The organism is Pantoea eucrina (assembly GCF_001691555.1).
Lineage (GTDB): Bacteria > Pseudomonadota > Gammaproteobacteria > Enterobacterales > Enterobacteriaceae > Pantoea > Pantoea borealis.
Window position 1 is genome coordinate 1 of the sequence record NZ_MAYN01000001.1, and the last position, 13,291, is coordinate 13,291.

Sequence of the window (13,291 nt, forward strand, 5' to 3'; positions counted from 1 at the left end):
ACGACGCTTCGTGAAAAACCGTTCTCAAGCATGGCAAACATCAGCTCAATGTGCGCTTTTTCGGTCTGCTCCTTTAGCTCAATCCGGACTGTATAACTGGCCATAGCGATACCTGACAGATGTATAATTTAAGATAACTTAAATTATAGGTGTTTCTGAACAAATAACGGGCAATTGAGATATGTCCTAAGCAAATGCGCTTACTGTTCTGAGCCCCCGTCCTGATCAACTCCGGGAGAACTCAGCCCGCTGCGTACCTTAACGTCCGCAAAGAGCGAAAAGCGGACATTATGGCCAGATAAAATTCTGCTATCCCAATACATTGATAACTACCAGATATGTTGAACGATGCAGTTCACGTCTTTAGGTAAATAATCAAATCATAGCCTGTTGCGAATCGACAGCATTTCCCGGTATAACTTTCTTAAGGTCTTTATAGATGGGCGCATGTAAACAGGAGACGGATGATGATTTCAAAGGAAAATGCAGAGCATTATTTCTGGGGCGAAGATTGCGATGGTTGGTATCTGGTAAACCGTCAGGACATGCTGATTATTCATGAGAAAATGCCTGCCGGCACTTATGAAAAGCGACACTTTCACTCCGTTTCCAGACAGTTTTTCTTTGTTCTCAATGGCGTTCTTTCGATGGAGTTAGAAGGTAAATTGCATAATATCAAAGCCCTTCAGGGGCTGGAAATTCCACCGGGAACAAAGCATCAAGCCAGAAACGACACAGGGTCTTCCGTAGAATTTATTGTAATTTCACATCCGACGACGCGAGGAGATCGTTCTGACCTCCCTTCATCCTGCTGACGACTTATGAACAACGGCTACGGTTTGTCTTAACGCAAGGCCAACGTACTGTGTATTAACCTACCTGAGTACTTACAACACATGTTTCTGGCACAAAGCCGCTCTATTCAGGGCCATTGAAGCTGACCTCAGGTTAGCCGGTAATAGGGGTTTCGCCTGTAGTTTTCCCGGACAGCCTCCTGTAGTTTTTAATGGTCGCGCTGGAAAGGCTGGCTGCTGTATCCACGATGACAAAGCTGAAAGTATTTTCAGTTATCCTGGTGACTTCTGCAGGCAGTGACTTAAGTGCGGTGTCTGCAATATGCAGAAGTGGAATACCAGCGCTCGCTGCTTTCATTTCAGCAAAATAGCAGTGTGCAAGGGAACAGCGATCAGACTCACTTTTGCCCTGACGAGTTCTGAAATACCCTGTTGCAGGGTTGCGATCATCGCATCATCATCAATTTTCTTGCCCGGCCAGAAAGGCGCTGGCAACGAGATAATATGCATTTTAGGGAAATCCATATCATATTTCGCTCCGTACCCGACGTGGCAGTCTGTAACCAGCACAACCATTCAGATGTGTATCTACTGCGTTCTGCTGATAAACCTTATGATGTCATCCTGGACAGGCTTCGGACAGAACAGCAACTATGCTGTGAGATACATTCATAGGATTTAGATTAATGGAAATAGGTATCCGTACCCCTCTCATACATTCTCTCCCTTTAAGCCAGCACAGCGGATGTCGTGTCTGGCTGAAGATGGAGTCTTCCCAGCCCACCGGCTCTTTTAAGCTCCGCAGCGCGGGACATGCCTGTTGCTATTATGCCAGTAAGGGCGCTACAGCATTTGTCAGTTCATCCGGTGGAAATGCCGGAATTGCGGTGGCACACAGCGGTCGCAGACTGGGGCTGCCGGTAACTGTGGTTGTGCCGGAAACCACGTCAGCCAGAGCAAGACAGCTTATTGAGCAGGAAGGTGCCTGCCTCATTGTGCACGGGAAAGTATGGAGTGAGGCTAACGATTACGCCCTGTCACTGGCGACAGAGGACATCATCTATGTCCATCCCTTTGATAACCCGCTTTTGTGGGAAGGCATCAGCATAATCGTGGATGAAGTCATCAGTGAGGGTGTAAAACCTGATGCCGTTATTCTGTCCGTCGGCGGCGGAAGCATGCTGTCCGGCATAGCGCTGGGACTGGAAAAACATCAGCTTGGCCACATTCCGGTTTATGCCGTTGAAACACACGGTACGGCCTCGCTTAATGCCTCGCTGAATGCCAATAAGCTGATGCGTCTTGATAAGGTCAGCGGCATAGCCACAACACTGGCCGCAAGCCAGGTGTGCGAAAATGCTTTTAACGTGGCCAGCCGATTGGATGTAAGAAGTATGCTGGTTTCTGATGCGGAAGCGCTGCATGCCTGCCGGCGCTTTCTCGATGATCATCGCGTACTCACTGAGCCGGCATGCGGAGTATCATTGTCACTCCTGTATGACAACAAAATCAGGTTCACTCCTGCCGACAATGTACTGGTCATTGTTTGCGGCGGGGCATCGATCACGCTGGAAGAGATAGCGGGCTGACAAAAGAATGGAATGATTACTCTGGAGTCTATTCCTGAGAAATGCTGGTGAGCTAGCCGGTTGACCGACGTATGGTGATGTGAGGTAAGTCTGCTTTTGGTACCAGACGACCAGGAGCGTGCAGTTTACTCTTAGCTAACAGCAGACACTGGCTTTGTAAACATATCCGATGCTGAAGCTGTTAAGAACAGACGGCCCCGGCGTGAGAGCTTATTGCTGGAGCGTCAGTCTTTTTATACTGTTAAACGAAGTGGGTTGCGAAGCTTTAAGCCCCAAAAAATTTTTCAGGCCCGTCTGCTAATACAGTAAATCAAGCTGTTCAGGTTCACTGATAAGACGGAGGTTTCCCTGGTTGTCCGTATTAAACAGGGCCTGGTAGCGCACTGAATCAATACCCATGACCAGATTATCGAGATCAGTATTGGCAACGCGTACTGAGTGATTTTTCGCCCAGTCTGGCAGGGCATGAATATAATAGGTAAATATCACATCAGTCATGCCGTTGTTATCTGTCGAGACAGCCTTTATGCTTCTGACGCGCATGGTTCCATAGCAGAAATCATGATATTTCGTGAATGAAGCCTGGCCGTACGGGGTTAGCTGCCAGATTTTACTGCCTGCTTTCACATGAGCAGTGATAAGGCCGGCATCGACAAGCGCCTCCATTTTTGCATTAATCCAGCGGTCAGTACCTGTTCTTATTGAAACCGGCCACTGCTTTTCACCCAGACAAAGAGACTGCCGATTAAGTGACTGCTGTATAAGCTCACGATACTGACTTTTATATCCCGCATAACAGCAGAACGACAGGAAAAAAAGCAAAATCCCTGTGATACATTTCAACGAAATTTCTCCATATCCAGAATCTGAAAAGCTTCATTCACGTCATCAAAAGTTTGTTCAGTAAGATAAATCCCTGCTGGATCCCAGTAAAAAACAGACGTCCCGGGATCGTCGTTATTTTGCACCAGTCGGAATCGCGAAAACCTTACTCGCGATTTATCGGTAAGATCTCCGTCGCCATCGCTGCCGACATATTTGGTCGCCCTGATAAGGTAAAACCGCCCTTCATAGCGGTGAAGTTCTGTGCCGCTTATCTTAAGGGTAGATGCTGATAGCCTTAAATCGGTCCAGGTAAAGTCATCGTCATCCGGGACCGGTACGATAAGCCAGCTTTTCCTGGCTGACAAAAATGTTAAGAGTTTCACTGGGATGAGAAGTCTTATTGTCATAAGTTGCGGAAAAGACGGCATCTTGTATGCCATCACCATTCAAATCAATGCTGTTCAGCCCTTTTTTCAGGTAAATATGGGTGTCTGCCTGTAATGAAGCCGGAAGGCTTATCAGAATGGCTGTCAGTATTATAAAAGGCATTTTCAGGTTCAAAATTTCCGCACCAGTCTGAAGCCAGTGTCCGGCAGGGCGTAGCCGGCACTGTGCGTGTCGCAGCTGGTCAGATTGCCCGTATGCAACAAGAAGCTGCCGCCACAAAAATAGTACATTTTCATACCGGAAAGGGTGTCGAAAGCATCAACCCATTCCGAAACGTTACCGCTCATGTCATACAGACCGAGCGCGTTGGGCCGCAGGCTTTTCACACGGACAGTACCGAAATGCAGATCGTTGAAGTCAGGGAACCAGGCGACAGCATTTGCATTGTTGCTGCCAGCAAATCTGAAACCATACGAGTTATTTTCCAGTCCAGCCTGTCCTCCACGGGCAGCAACCTGCCATTCCTCGGCCGTAGGTAAACGGTAACCATTAGCCCGGGTATCCTGTGTAAATCCGTAACGGGAACTGTCACGTGCCGGTACGCCCTTATTATTGAGATAGACCGGTCTCAGCCCCGCCTTTTCACTCAGGGCATTTGCAAAAATCACCGCATCTGACCATTCAACACTGGTAACCGGATGTGCGCCGTGATCTGTATCCGCCGGCCGGCAGTCCTCGTAAGCGGCTCCATTACATCCGATACCAAATGCATAATCACGCTCAACAGCCCACGCGTAAACATCTGAATAAAAACGGTAGGTGAATTCAGTACGCATGATCCTGAAAGCATTCACCGTGAAGTTAGCGTGTACTGCATAGTCATGTTGGCCAGGAACGGTACCGCGTAATATTTGCCAGCAGCAATAACGACTTCATCAGGAGACTGTGTTGCAGCGGCAAAAGCGGACAGCGAGCTGGTGGCATCCTGTGTACCGTACCGATGATGAATGAAATCCTATATTGGATGATTTTTTTCTCACGAAACGCTGCTATCCGGAATGCTACTGGCGTCTGCAGTGCCGGAAAATCATATCGTCTGGATACGTATACTGATAGCGTTTTATGCGTGCTGACGATCGACCTTCAGATACAAGACGAAATAGGGTAAGAAATATATTGTCTGATTTGTCTTTTATTTGATCAGTCACACCCTGTTAATTAATTATTGCTATCACATAAATCTGAAATAAAAAATATTTCAACTAACATAAAAGTAGAGTGCAAGTAAATCAACTGGTTAACTTTGTTGCTTGAATTCCGGTTTACATACCAAACGATTCTGCCTAAACGTTAAAACCGCACATAAAGATAATAATCTTTATATAATGTAAAAAATGCAGATTTGCTCCCCAATGGTTAAGCGTTATATTGGGTTTCCTGTAAGAGCAGAACCTGTAAGGGTCAAATGAGTCGTCATGAGTAAAACTGTTTATATTGTTGATGACGAAGAATCCGTCATCGCTTCGCTGCAAAACCTGCTTGAAGCTGAAGGGTACGCTATTTCAGCGTTTACCTCTTCATCCGACTTTCTCAGCGAGGCAGATTATAAAACGCCAGGCTGCCTCATCACCGACTTAAACATGCCTGGATTTGACGGCTTTGATGTTTCAGAACAGCTGACGGAACGGGGATATTCTATTCCCACTATTTTCCTGACGGGCTTTGGTACCATACCTATCACCGTAAGGGCGATGAAAGCCGGTGCGTTTGAGTTTCTGACCAAACCCGTCATGCCCGACGATCTTATAAAGGTTGTTGAAGATGCGCTGGCACTGTCAGAAAAAAGTGCCACGCTATCTCAGGAAAAACGCTTAGTGACCGCCCGCTATAATTCGCTCACTCCGCGTGAAAAAGAGCTCATGAAATATATCGTCAGAGGTTTGCTGAATAAGCAGATTGCAGCAGAAATGGGCATCAGTGAAATTACGGCAAAAGTTCACAAGCGCAGGGTTCTGGAAAAGATGATGGTGCGATCTGTTTCTGAAATTGTCCGGATGGCTGAACGGCTGAATTTGATTCAGGATAATTAATCGCCCGGTCATGCATGATGAAGGCTTTCCGGGAGGCTCCTCCCGCTGGTTAAGACGCGAGGAGCCCAGGTTTACTTCAGCATTCAAGGGGTAATGTAAACCAGAACAGGCTGCCGCCCTCAGTGCGGTTTTCAGCATGTAATGTGCCGCCATGCCGCTTTACGATCTCATTACTGATAGTCAGCCCCATTCCCATTCCTTCCGGCTTAGTGGTATAGAATGAGTCGAAGATCTTGCCGATAACCTCATCAGAAAGTCCGGTGCCATTATCTGCAACGTCAAACCGGATAACATTGCTGGCTGGATGTGATGAAGAGAGTCGCAATATTCTCACGCCGGGGTTATCCGCTATGGCTTCAATCGCATTGATAACCAGGTTGAGCATCACCTGTTGAATTTGCACGCTCTCGCAGAAAACCCTATCATTCTTCGCCGTTAAATCCAGTTCCAGTAAGACAGATCGACGCTCAAGTTCGAGGCGGGATAACACAATAATATCCCGCGCAATAGCGTGTAATCTTGCTGGAGCAAACTCCGCTATCTGGTTACGCGTCAGCGCCTGCAGTCCGCGAATAATATCTCCTGCCCGTTGCCCTTCACGGATGATCTCATCAAGCCCGCGACTGACGTTTTCCAGGTTTGCCGGATCGCGTTTGAGCCAGCGCTGGCTGGCACCGGCATTAGAGACAATTGACATCAGTGGCTGGTTTATCTCATGAGCAATGGATGAGGTCAGCTGCCCGACAGTGGTCGCGCGCGCAACGCGGGCGAGTTCCGCCTGTGCGATTCTGACAGCATCCTCGGCCTGACGCTGGTCAGTGATATCCGTCAGTGTGCCAAAATACTCGGCGATTTCTGGCCAGTTTTCATTAGGCTCGCCAATCCCTTTAATATATCGACACTCGCCATCATCGCGAATAATGCGAAACTCGGCCTGCATCACTTCACCCGTGATGACCCAGTTTTCTATCTGTTCCCTGAGGCAGGGAAGATCGTCCGGATGTACGCGGCTCTGGAACTCTGCCATGGAAGTTGTGACCTGCTCATCGGGCAGCCCCATGATGCGTTTGTACTCATCTGAGATGTACTGGATATCCGGTTGAATCAGCCAGTGCCATGTGCCGGTATGGCTGATTTTCTCACCCAGCATCAGTGAAGTCTGGCTGGCGCGCAGCTGCTTCTCAATTTTGCGGCGCTGGATGTTTTCTTCGACCAGCTCTGCATAAAGACGTGCGGTTTCCAGAGAAACGGCTGCCTGCGCGCCCAGCATAGAGACTATCCTGGAGTGCTCAGCCGTAAATACATCGGGCATCAGGCGGTTTTCCAGATAAAGCACGCCGACCATTTGCGCCTGACGGAACATGGGCACGCACATCACTGCGGCTCCCGACGTAACCAGATAATTATCCTGACTGAATGGGGTGAAAACCTCAGGCTTACCGGTTCGTATCTCCTGCCCGGTTCGGATAACCGCAGAGAGAATGGAAAGAGGAAGATCGGTTTCAACCGGTATTTCCTGAACGATTTTAACCTTAACACCCTCAGCTGTGGTGCTGGCCCTGGCCTGAATCTCCGGGATGTTACCGTCAGTTAAGCGGATCAGCATACAGTGCTGTGCACCGGCACGCTCAACCAGCATCATCATAAGAATATGAATAAGCCGATCAAGATTGATCTCTTCCGTCAGCGCACGCATGACCGTTACCATACTCTGCAGATCGCTGATGACCGGGCTGTGTTCAAATGGCATCGTGCTAAGGGCCGTATGACTATGATGACTGGAGAGGGCTGGATAGGCTGTCTCCAGCTGGCGAACTTTTGCACTGGCTCCCCATCGATCCCAGGCCGCCATGGCACCCTTGATATAAGCGTCGCCGGCAAAAGACATACTTCTGTCGTAGGCCATCCGCGCGGCCAGCTCGCAGGCAAGCCCGTTGATATGATGAAACTGTTCTTCACGTGACAGGGCGATAGCCCTTTCAAACTGCTCTGCAGCCAGAGCCATTTCCCCTTCAAGGCGAAATATTTCAGCGCGAAGTAACGCTTCTTTATCAGCGAACGTTTTCGCGTTCTCATTTGACCAGGTAACAAGCTTGTCGAGGTGGGGTTTGAGCTGCTGACGTAACGCCCTGGTGATGGTTCCTGCAGGAAGCGGAGCAGTCAGACTCAGGGCGCTGTAAAGATGAAAATCAATCATATGCACATTACCCGGAATACGCGCAGTCAATAGCGCTGCGTTCTGAAAGCACTGGTTAGCTGCAGGGTATTCATTGGCAAAAAAATGCGCCATACCCTGATAAAGCCGTGCCCAGAACTGCATCAGATACATTGGCTCAGCGGCATCTTCAGGTTTCATCTCCTCGATAACAGGGGGTGAAAAATCTGCGCCGCTGAAGGTCACTCCCCGCGATTTTCGCAGGAACATGACGTAATCAAGCTGCATGCCCAGAATAATCTCGACATCGCGATACTGTACCTTTTTCACAAATAACATGCCGCGCGTGATGGCGGTATGCACTGCATCAAGATGATCGCCACGGGCCAGGTAATTCATAATGATATGGCGCAGCGCCAGACATGCTGACGTTCGATCCCCTGTTTCAACACCTGCATCAAAAGCGGCCTTTGCCCGTTCGATAGCGTAGGTCAGCGGCATAGTCCAGACGCTGACCTGATCGAGAGGCAGAAGGGTACGTGCCTTAAAGCTGACAAAATCATGCTTATAAATCAGCTCGCGCGCCAGCAGCGTACTGGCAAAGCCGCGACTGTACTCATCATACTGATCGCCGCACACGACGCCATACCATGACAGCGCAAGCGTGGAGGCCCCCGACAGTCCGTGCGCCATAGAGAGATGGAGCAGCCTGCACAGAATCATAAAATGAAGGCGGGGGTTAATGAAGACGGCAAACGTGCTGGCGCTTGCCAGCAGGTTCATGACGGCCTCAGTATTTTTACAATTTACCTGTGGCAGTGAGCGGAAGCGGGCGTAAGGATTTTTGCCCACGTCTTCTTTCAGCACAATCCTTGCTTCATCGCACTCTTCGCGGGTTGGATTTTGGTTGAGCTGAATGCCAAACACCGCAAGCCACGCAAGAGCTGTTTCGAGCGCCAGTTTGCTGTCCGACTGTCGCATATGAATTTCCGCTATCAGACAGGCAGCTTCCGCTTTATCTGTTACCTTACCCGGTGAGGCATGAATGCGTGAGCTTAATGCCAGGGCAACGGGCAGGTTGCCGTTCAGAAACTCACACTCGGCCTCTTCAAGCAGAAAATCATGATTTTCAACCGGGCTGGGCTCGCCGCTGAGCGAACGGGTAGTCTGCAGATAACGCAGAGCAGAAGCATAATCGCCCGTTGCTTTTGCACGACGGCTGGCTCTCAGCAGCAGGTTGCTGAACCTGTCGGCGTCAGGGATCAGCAATGCGACATTTTTTATAGAGAGCAGATGATGCGCGGCCCTGAAAAGTAAGGCATCGGTGATATCACGGCTCGATGCATGCATGTAATACAGCGCGGCGGCATAATTAACCACATCCTTATCTTCGTCCGGCAACAGCTTCAGCGCTGCTTCATGCATACTGTTATGCATAAAAGCGTACTCTGATCCGCTGAGCGAAATGAGCCTGACTTTTATGGCCGGTAGCAGCGTCAGCGCAATTTCAGACGCTGCAATGTTCATCATCGTAATAACAGTGCTCAGCTCTCCGGCACATCCCAGGATGGCCAGACGACCCAGAAGCTGGCACGTCTCAGGCGGCAATGACGTTAAATGCTGTAGCACGCTGGCCGCAACGTTTGCCGTGTAGGGTCGGTTTCTAAGCGCATGTGTATCGCAGGCCCACCTGAACGGGGCGTTGTGCGTGATCAATCCGTCGTGCACGGCCTGTCTGAAGAATTCATGGGTAGCGAGAGGATTACCACCGGTTTTTTCGTGAATAATCCGGGCCAGTTCTGCTGTTGCTGAACTGCGGGTATGGAACTGGCCGGCAAGCCAGCTGGCAATGTTTTTCTCAGTCAGAGGCTGAGGCGCAAGATCTTTGATGCGGGCTGCATTGGCCCGGATACGATCCAGGTTGCCGGCAATCATCGGACAGGGTAAAGATTCGCTGTCACGATGCGTCATTACCAGCAACAGAGGAATATTTTCGCTTTGGCTGAGCAGATTCTGCAATAAAATCAGCGTGGCCTGATCGGCCCAGTGTACATCATCAATCAGTATAACCAGCGGACGGCCGGGTGCCGTAAATGCTTTTACCAGACTGCACGCAACAAGATTGAAACGATCCCGGGCATCAAGAGAATGTGAGTGCCCCGGAATCGCGGCCTTCTGGCCCAGCAGTATTCCCAGCTCCGGCACCATGTTAATCGCCAGGCCGGTATAATTTCCTAATTCTTGGGTAATATGCGCCTTCCAGCGCGTCATTTCTTCTGCCGGTAGCCCAAGAATATGCAGGACCAGCGTCCGGAAAGCAGATGTGAATACCGCATACGGTAATACCGGGGAATGCTGTTCAGCCTTTACCAACGTTAGCAGCATTTTTTTCCCGCGCAGCATCCTGAGCGACGAGGCTATCAGTGAAGACTTACCAGAACCTGGAACGCCTCTTATCGCTACCAGAGTATGTTTGCCGCTTTTGCTGACCTCTTCAAACGCCGCCAGAATCTCTATAGCCTGAGAATGATCGGCGAAAAGCACGTCATGGGATAATACTGTGACCGGTAAATCCTGCAGTCCCAGAGGAAAAGGTTCAATCATTCCGTCCGGCTTAAAGTTAGCCGCACAGCGGCGAAGATCGGCAAGTAACCCTTCCGCGCTGTGGTAACGGTATTCAGGCGATTTCGCCATCAGTTTAAGCACGATGGCGGAGAGTACAGCGGGGACATCCTGACGCAGTACATGGGGGGCCAGGGCTTCAGAGGCAATATGGTGGTGTACCCATTCAATATGACTCCCTTCTACAGTGCCATAAGGTAACTTGCCGGTCAGTAGCTGATAAAGAACAATCCCCAGACTGTATAAATCACTTACCCGGCTGATCTGACAAGCAGATCGAGACGTGTGTTCAGGGGACATGTAAGCAAGAGTGCCGCCCGCAACCGGTAAACGTGACTGTTGCAGGCTATCTTTATGCACGAATGACAGACCAAAGCCGGCAAGATGCACAGCGCCATCATCCGTATAAATGAAATTTGCAGGTTTAATATCGCCGTGTACCAACCCGTTCTGATGCAGGATCCCAAGCGTACTGCAGAGCATAATTGCCGTAGTCAAAAATTCATCAATGCTGCCCGGCGGGATACACAGCACATCCGCAAGTGTTTTGTAGTTGAAAGGCCGGTACAGGAGCGCATACCGGCCCTGGTAATGCGTATACCGCAGGGGTTTCAGCGCCCAGCTTTCCGATAGCCTGGCACGCAGGGCAAACTCATTTTTCAGCCGTTGCGTAACATGCAAAAGCGATTCTTCGTTACCTGCGGTTGCCAGCACAAAAGACTCACCGGTGATCGTATGCCGGCACAGCAACCAGTCTATATTGCCCTCCTGCGCCAGAGGCGTATAGGCCATGTACTCTGATAGAATCATTTCCTGATTGTCTATTGAGTTTAACGCCTGCAGGTTTGTATTCATGGACGGGAGGCCTGCGAAGAGAGTTCCTGACGGATATATACAAACAATGTATCGATATCAATGGGCTTAGGCAAAAAAGCGATGGCGCCCAGGTTAATGGCATACCGCAACGTGTTCTCATCGCCATTGCCAGAAATAATAATACCCGGCGGTTTTCTAAGTCGCCGGGTAAGATTGATGAACAGCTCGAAACCATTCATGCCTTTTAGCTGCACATCAATGATAAAAAGCGCGGCGTCCGCTATAGCTGCTTCATTACAGAGAAGAGACTCTGCTGATTCAAAAGCGTACGTCAGATAGCCTTCAGACTGGAGCAGGTTTGTAAGACCATTGCGGACAGAACGTTCATCATCGACGACGACAATGCGCTGCGACAGCTGCATGCTGTTTTCCTTTATAAAACTCAGGCCCCGGAAGGCGCTTCCTTAGGAGGTTTTATCACCTGAGGGCGGCGGATTATCGCCGATTTTATGGTGATACTCATGACGAAACCAGAGCAGGTTAACCGGCTGACCGGTTTTCAACCTTTTAACCAGCGGGATCAGGTGCTCGCCAATCTGCATCCCCAGCAGGCCTGCCAGCGCAATGATGGGCGGCGCCGGTGAATTGACGTCCAGTACCGTGTAAATAACACCAGCCAGTATGCCTGCTGCAAATGAAACTGAATACTTTTTAAGCATAATTACCCTGCCTGTTTCACTCTGGCTGATGAGTCGCCGAAGGTATGTGTGTGGCGATCGGACTATGATTGCCCGCAGGCAGCAAGGCCGACGATTCATGGTGCAGAAGCTTTCCACCCAATGAGCTGCCGATGACCATACCCAGCAGCCCGACCAGCGCAACCGCCGGCGGCGCTGGTGACTGAACTCTGATCACGGCATAAACGAGGCCAATAAGCGCCCCGGCTCCCAGAGATATTAATAAAGGACTCATGGGTCCTCCTTATTGAAAAAGCAGGCCAGCCCGGAGAGGAGCTGGCCGGAAGGAGAGGCTACATTAGCGAACGTTTGCCGGAACTGGCGCCAGGGTACGGTGCTCAGTTTTTTGACGTGAAGGCGCTTTGTGAACCATGGTGTATGCGTAGTCAACGCCGATACCGTAAGCACCAGAGTGCTCCTTAGCGATATCCATAACGGCGTTGTAAGTCTCTTTGTGCGCCCAGTCTCGCTGCCACTCCAGCATGACCTGCTGCCAGGTTACCGGGATCACGCCAGCCTGAATCATGCGCTGCATGGCATAGTCGTGAGCTTCTTTCGTGGTGCCGCCTGACGCATCAGCAACCATATAAATTTCATAATCGCCTTCCAGCATGGCGCACAGTGCGAAAGTGTTATTACACACTTCGGTCCACAGGCCTGAAACCACCACTTTTTTCTTGCCGTTAGCTGCCAGCGCATCACGGACTTTCTGATCATCCCATGAGTTCATTGACGTGCGTTCAAGAATGTCCTGGCCCGGAAACACGTCCAGCAGTTCAGGAAAAGTATTACCGGAGAAGCTTTCGGTCTCAACGGTGGTCAGTACAGTCGGGATGTTGAAAACTTTAGCCGCTTTAGCCAGCGCTACGACGTTGTTTTTCAGTACCTGGCGGTCAATTGACTGCACGCCAAACGCCATCTGTGGTTGCTGGTCAATAAAGATGATCTGGCAGTTCTGCGGCGTCAGTACTTCAAGCTTACGATTGGTCATATTTTGCCCATTGAGGTTAATGTTGCTAAGTCCCGTAAAACGTTTTAACGGCGTTAATTTGCAGCATCCCTGTCAGCTGAATGGCGTCATCACTTTTCGCCGTTCCGGTGGGTTACTGTCTGAGCGCAGTGTAGGAACCTTTTTATTTTCAGACTATTATCTTTAGGTATAACTATACGAACGTATACTATCCCTTTGTATAACTAGACGTTCTCCAGACCTCCTGATCATAATTCCGCCATCCCATATCCTGCTTACCGGGCAGGGCAATTCCGTGTCCGCAGA

Annotated in this window: 13 protein-coding genes; 3 read left to right on the top strand and 10 right to left on the bottom strand. The window is 49.9% G+C overall.

All coding sequences use genetic code 11. From position 1 onward, the window contains the following. Positions 1 to 467 precede the first annotated feature (467 nt). On the top strand, positions 468 to 815 hold the full coding sequence (locus BBA90_RS00005; RefSeq protein ID WP_065647637.1) for a cupin domain-containing protein: 348 nt from the start codon (positions 468 to 470) through the stop codon (positions 813 to 815). A gap of 333 nt (positions 816 to 1,148) precedes the next feature. Here the strand turns inward: BBA90_RS00005 and BBA90_RS19445 are convergent, their stop codons facing one another. Beyond that, positions 1,149 to 1,319 (bottom strand): hypothetical protein, encoded by a 171-nt coding sequence (locus tag BBA90_RS19445; protein WP_240484856.1) that lies wholly within the window; start codon positions 1,317 to 1,319, stop codon positions 1,149 to 1,151. A 161-nt stretch (positions 1,320 to 1,480) separates the two neighbouring features. On the opposite strand from BBA90_RS19445, the gene BBA90_RS00015 reads away from it, so the two are divergent. Beyond that, a complete protein-coding gene (locus tag BBA90_RS00015) occupies positions 1,481 to 2,383 on the top strand; it encodes a pyridoxal-phosphate dependent enzyme (RefSeq protein ID WP_065647296.1) in 903 nt (300 codons plus the stop codon). Between the two features lie 297 nt (positions 2,384 to 2,680). On the opposite strand, the gene BBA90_RS00020 is transcribed toward BBA90_RS00015, so the two are convergent. From BBA90_RS00020 to BBA90_RS00030, 4 genes are read right to left on the bottom strand one after another with little or no spacing between them, the layout of a single operon-like run. Continuing rightward, positions 2,681 to 3,226, bottom strand: coding sequence for a CpmK protein (locus BBA90_RS00020; RefSeq protein WP_240484857.1), 546 nt, complete (start codon positions 3,224 to 3,226; stop codon positions 2,681 to 2,683). After that, complete coding sequence (locus BBA90_RS19620; RefSeq protein ID WP_430914156.1) at positions 3,223 to 3,636, bottom strand: carbapenem self-resistance protein CarG family protein; 414 nt, start codon at positions 3,634 to 3,636, stop codon at positions 3,223 to 3,225. Before BBA90_RS19620 ends, BBA90_RS00020 begins: the two co-directional genes overlap by 4 nt. Next, positions 3,530 to 3,769 carry a carbapenem self-resistance protein CarG family protein gene (locus BBA90_RS18965; protein WP_139074142.1) on the bottom strand — a complete coding sequence of 80 codons (240 nt, stop codon included), beginning with the start codon at positions 3,767 to 3,769 and terminating at the stop codon, positions 3,530 to 3,532. Before BBA90_RS18965 ends, BBA90_RS19620 begins: the two co-directional genes overlap by 107 nt. Next, positions 3,766 to 4,431: an SUMF1/EgtB/PvdO family nonheme iron enzyme gene (locus BBA90_RS00030; protein WP_240484858.1), complete on the bottom strand. Its 666-nt coding sequence runs from the start codon at positions 4,429 to 4,431 to the stop codon at positions 3,766 to 3,768. Before BBA90_RS00030 ends, BBA90_RS18965 begins: the two co-directional genes overlap by 4 nt. A 639-nt stretch (positions 4,432 to 5,070) precedes the next feature. On the opposite strand from BBA90_RS00030, the gene BBA90_RS00035 reads away from it, so the two are divergent. After that, positions 5,071 to 5,685, top strand: a complete 615-nt coding sequence (locus tag BBA90_RS00035; RefSeq protein WP_065647297.1) for a response regulator transcription factor — start codon at positions 5,071 to 5,073, stop codon at positions 5,683 to 5,685. A 76-nt stretch (positions 5,686 to 5,761) separates the two neighbouring features. Here the strand turns inward: BBA90_RS00035 and BBA90_RS00040 are convergent, their stop codons facing one another. The 5 genes from BBA90_RS00040 to BBA90_RS00060 all read right to left on the bottom strand — a co-directional run bounded on the left by BBA90_RS00040 (position 5,762) and on the right by BBA90_RS00060 (position 13,006). After that, entirely contained in the window at positions 5,762 to 11,272 is a 5,511-nt protein-coding gene (locus BBA90_RS00040) for an AAA family ATPase (RefSeq protein ID WP_240484859.1), read from the bottom strand. A 41-nt stretch (positions 11,273 to 11,313) separates the two neighbouring features. Continuing rightward, positions 11,314 to 11,700: a response regulator gene (locus BBA90_RS00045; protein WP_065647299.1), complete on the bottom strand. Its 387-nt coding sequence runs from the start codon at positions 11,698 to 11,700 to the stop codon at positions 11,314 to 11,316. Positions 11,701 to 11,742: 42 nt separating this feature from the next. Then, entirely contained in the window at positions 11,743 to 11,997 is a 255-nt protein-coding gene (locus BBA90_RS00050) for a DUF1427 family protein (RefSeq protein WP_065647300.1), read from the bottom strand. A gap of 16 nt (positions 11,998 to 12,013) precedes the next feature. Beyond that, a complete protein-coding gene (locus BBA90_RS00055) occupies positions 12,014 to 12,250 on the bottom strand; it encodes a DUF1427 family protein (RefSeq protein WP_065647301.1) in 237 nt (78 codons plus the stop codon). 63 nt (positions 12,251 to 12,313) lie between these two features. Beyond that, positions 12,314 to 13,006: a hydrolase gene (locus BBA90_RS00060; RefSeq protein ID WP_065647302.1), complete on the bottom strand. Its 693-nt coding sequence runs from the start codon at positions 13,004 to 13,006 to the stop codon at positions 12,314 to 12,316. Positions 13,007 to 13,291: the final 285 nt, after the last annotated feature.

Coding starts and splice junctions, on each gene's coding strand:
- BBA90_RS00045 (WP_065647299.1), bottom strand. CDS start 11,700: ATGCAGCTGTCGCAGCGCATTGTCGTCGTCGATGATGAACGTTCTGTC.
- BBA90_RS00015 (WP_065647296.1), top strand. CDS start 1,481: ATGGAAATAGGTATCCGTACCCCTCTCATACATTCTCTCCCTTTAAGC.
- BBA90_RS00055 (WP_065647301.1), bottom strand. CDS start 12,250: ATGAGTCCTTTATTAATATCTCTGGGAGCCGGGGCGCTTATTGGCCTC.
- BBA90_RS19620 (WP_430914156.1), bottom strand. CDS start 3,636: ATGCCGTCTTTTCCGCAACTTATGACAATAAGACTTCTCATCCCAGTG.
- BBA90_RS00035 (WP_065647297.1), top strand. CDS start 5,071: ATGAGTAAAACTGTTTATATTGTTGATGACGAAGAATCCGTCATCGCT.
- BBA90_RS00030 (WP_240484858.1), bottom strand. CDS start 4,431: ATGCGTACTGAATTCACCTACCGTTTTTATTCAGATGTTTACGCGTGG.
- BBA90_RS00060 (WP_065647302.1), bottom strand. CDS start 13,006: ATGACCAATCGTAAGCTTGAAGTACTGACGCCGCAGAACTGCCAGATC.
- BBA90_RS00040 (WP_240484859.1), bottom strand. CDS start 11,272: ATGATTCTATCAGAGTACATGGCCTATACGCCTCTGGCGCAGGAGGGC.
- BBA90_RS19445 (WP_240484856.1), bottom strand. CDS start 1,319: ATGGATTTCCCTAAAATGCATATTATCTCGTTGCCAGCGCCTTTCTGG.
- BBA90_RS00050 (WP_065647300.1), bottom strand. CDS start 11,997: ATGCTTAAAAAGTATTCAGTTTCATTTGCAGCAGGCATACTGGCTGGT.
- BBA90_RS00005 (WP_065647637.1), top strand. CDS start 468: ATGATTTCAAAGGAAAATGCAGAGCATTATTTCTGGGGCGAAGATTGC.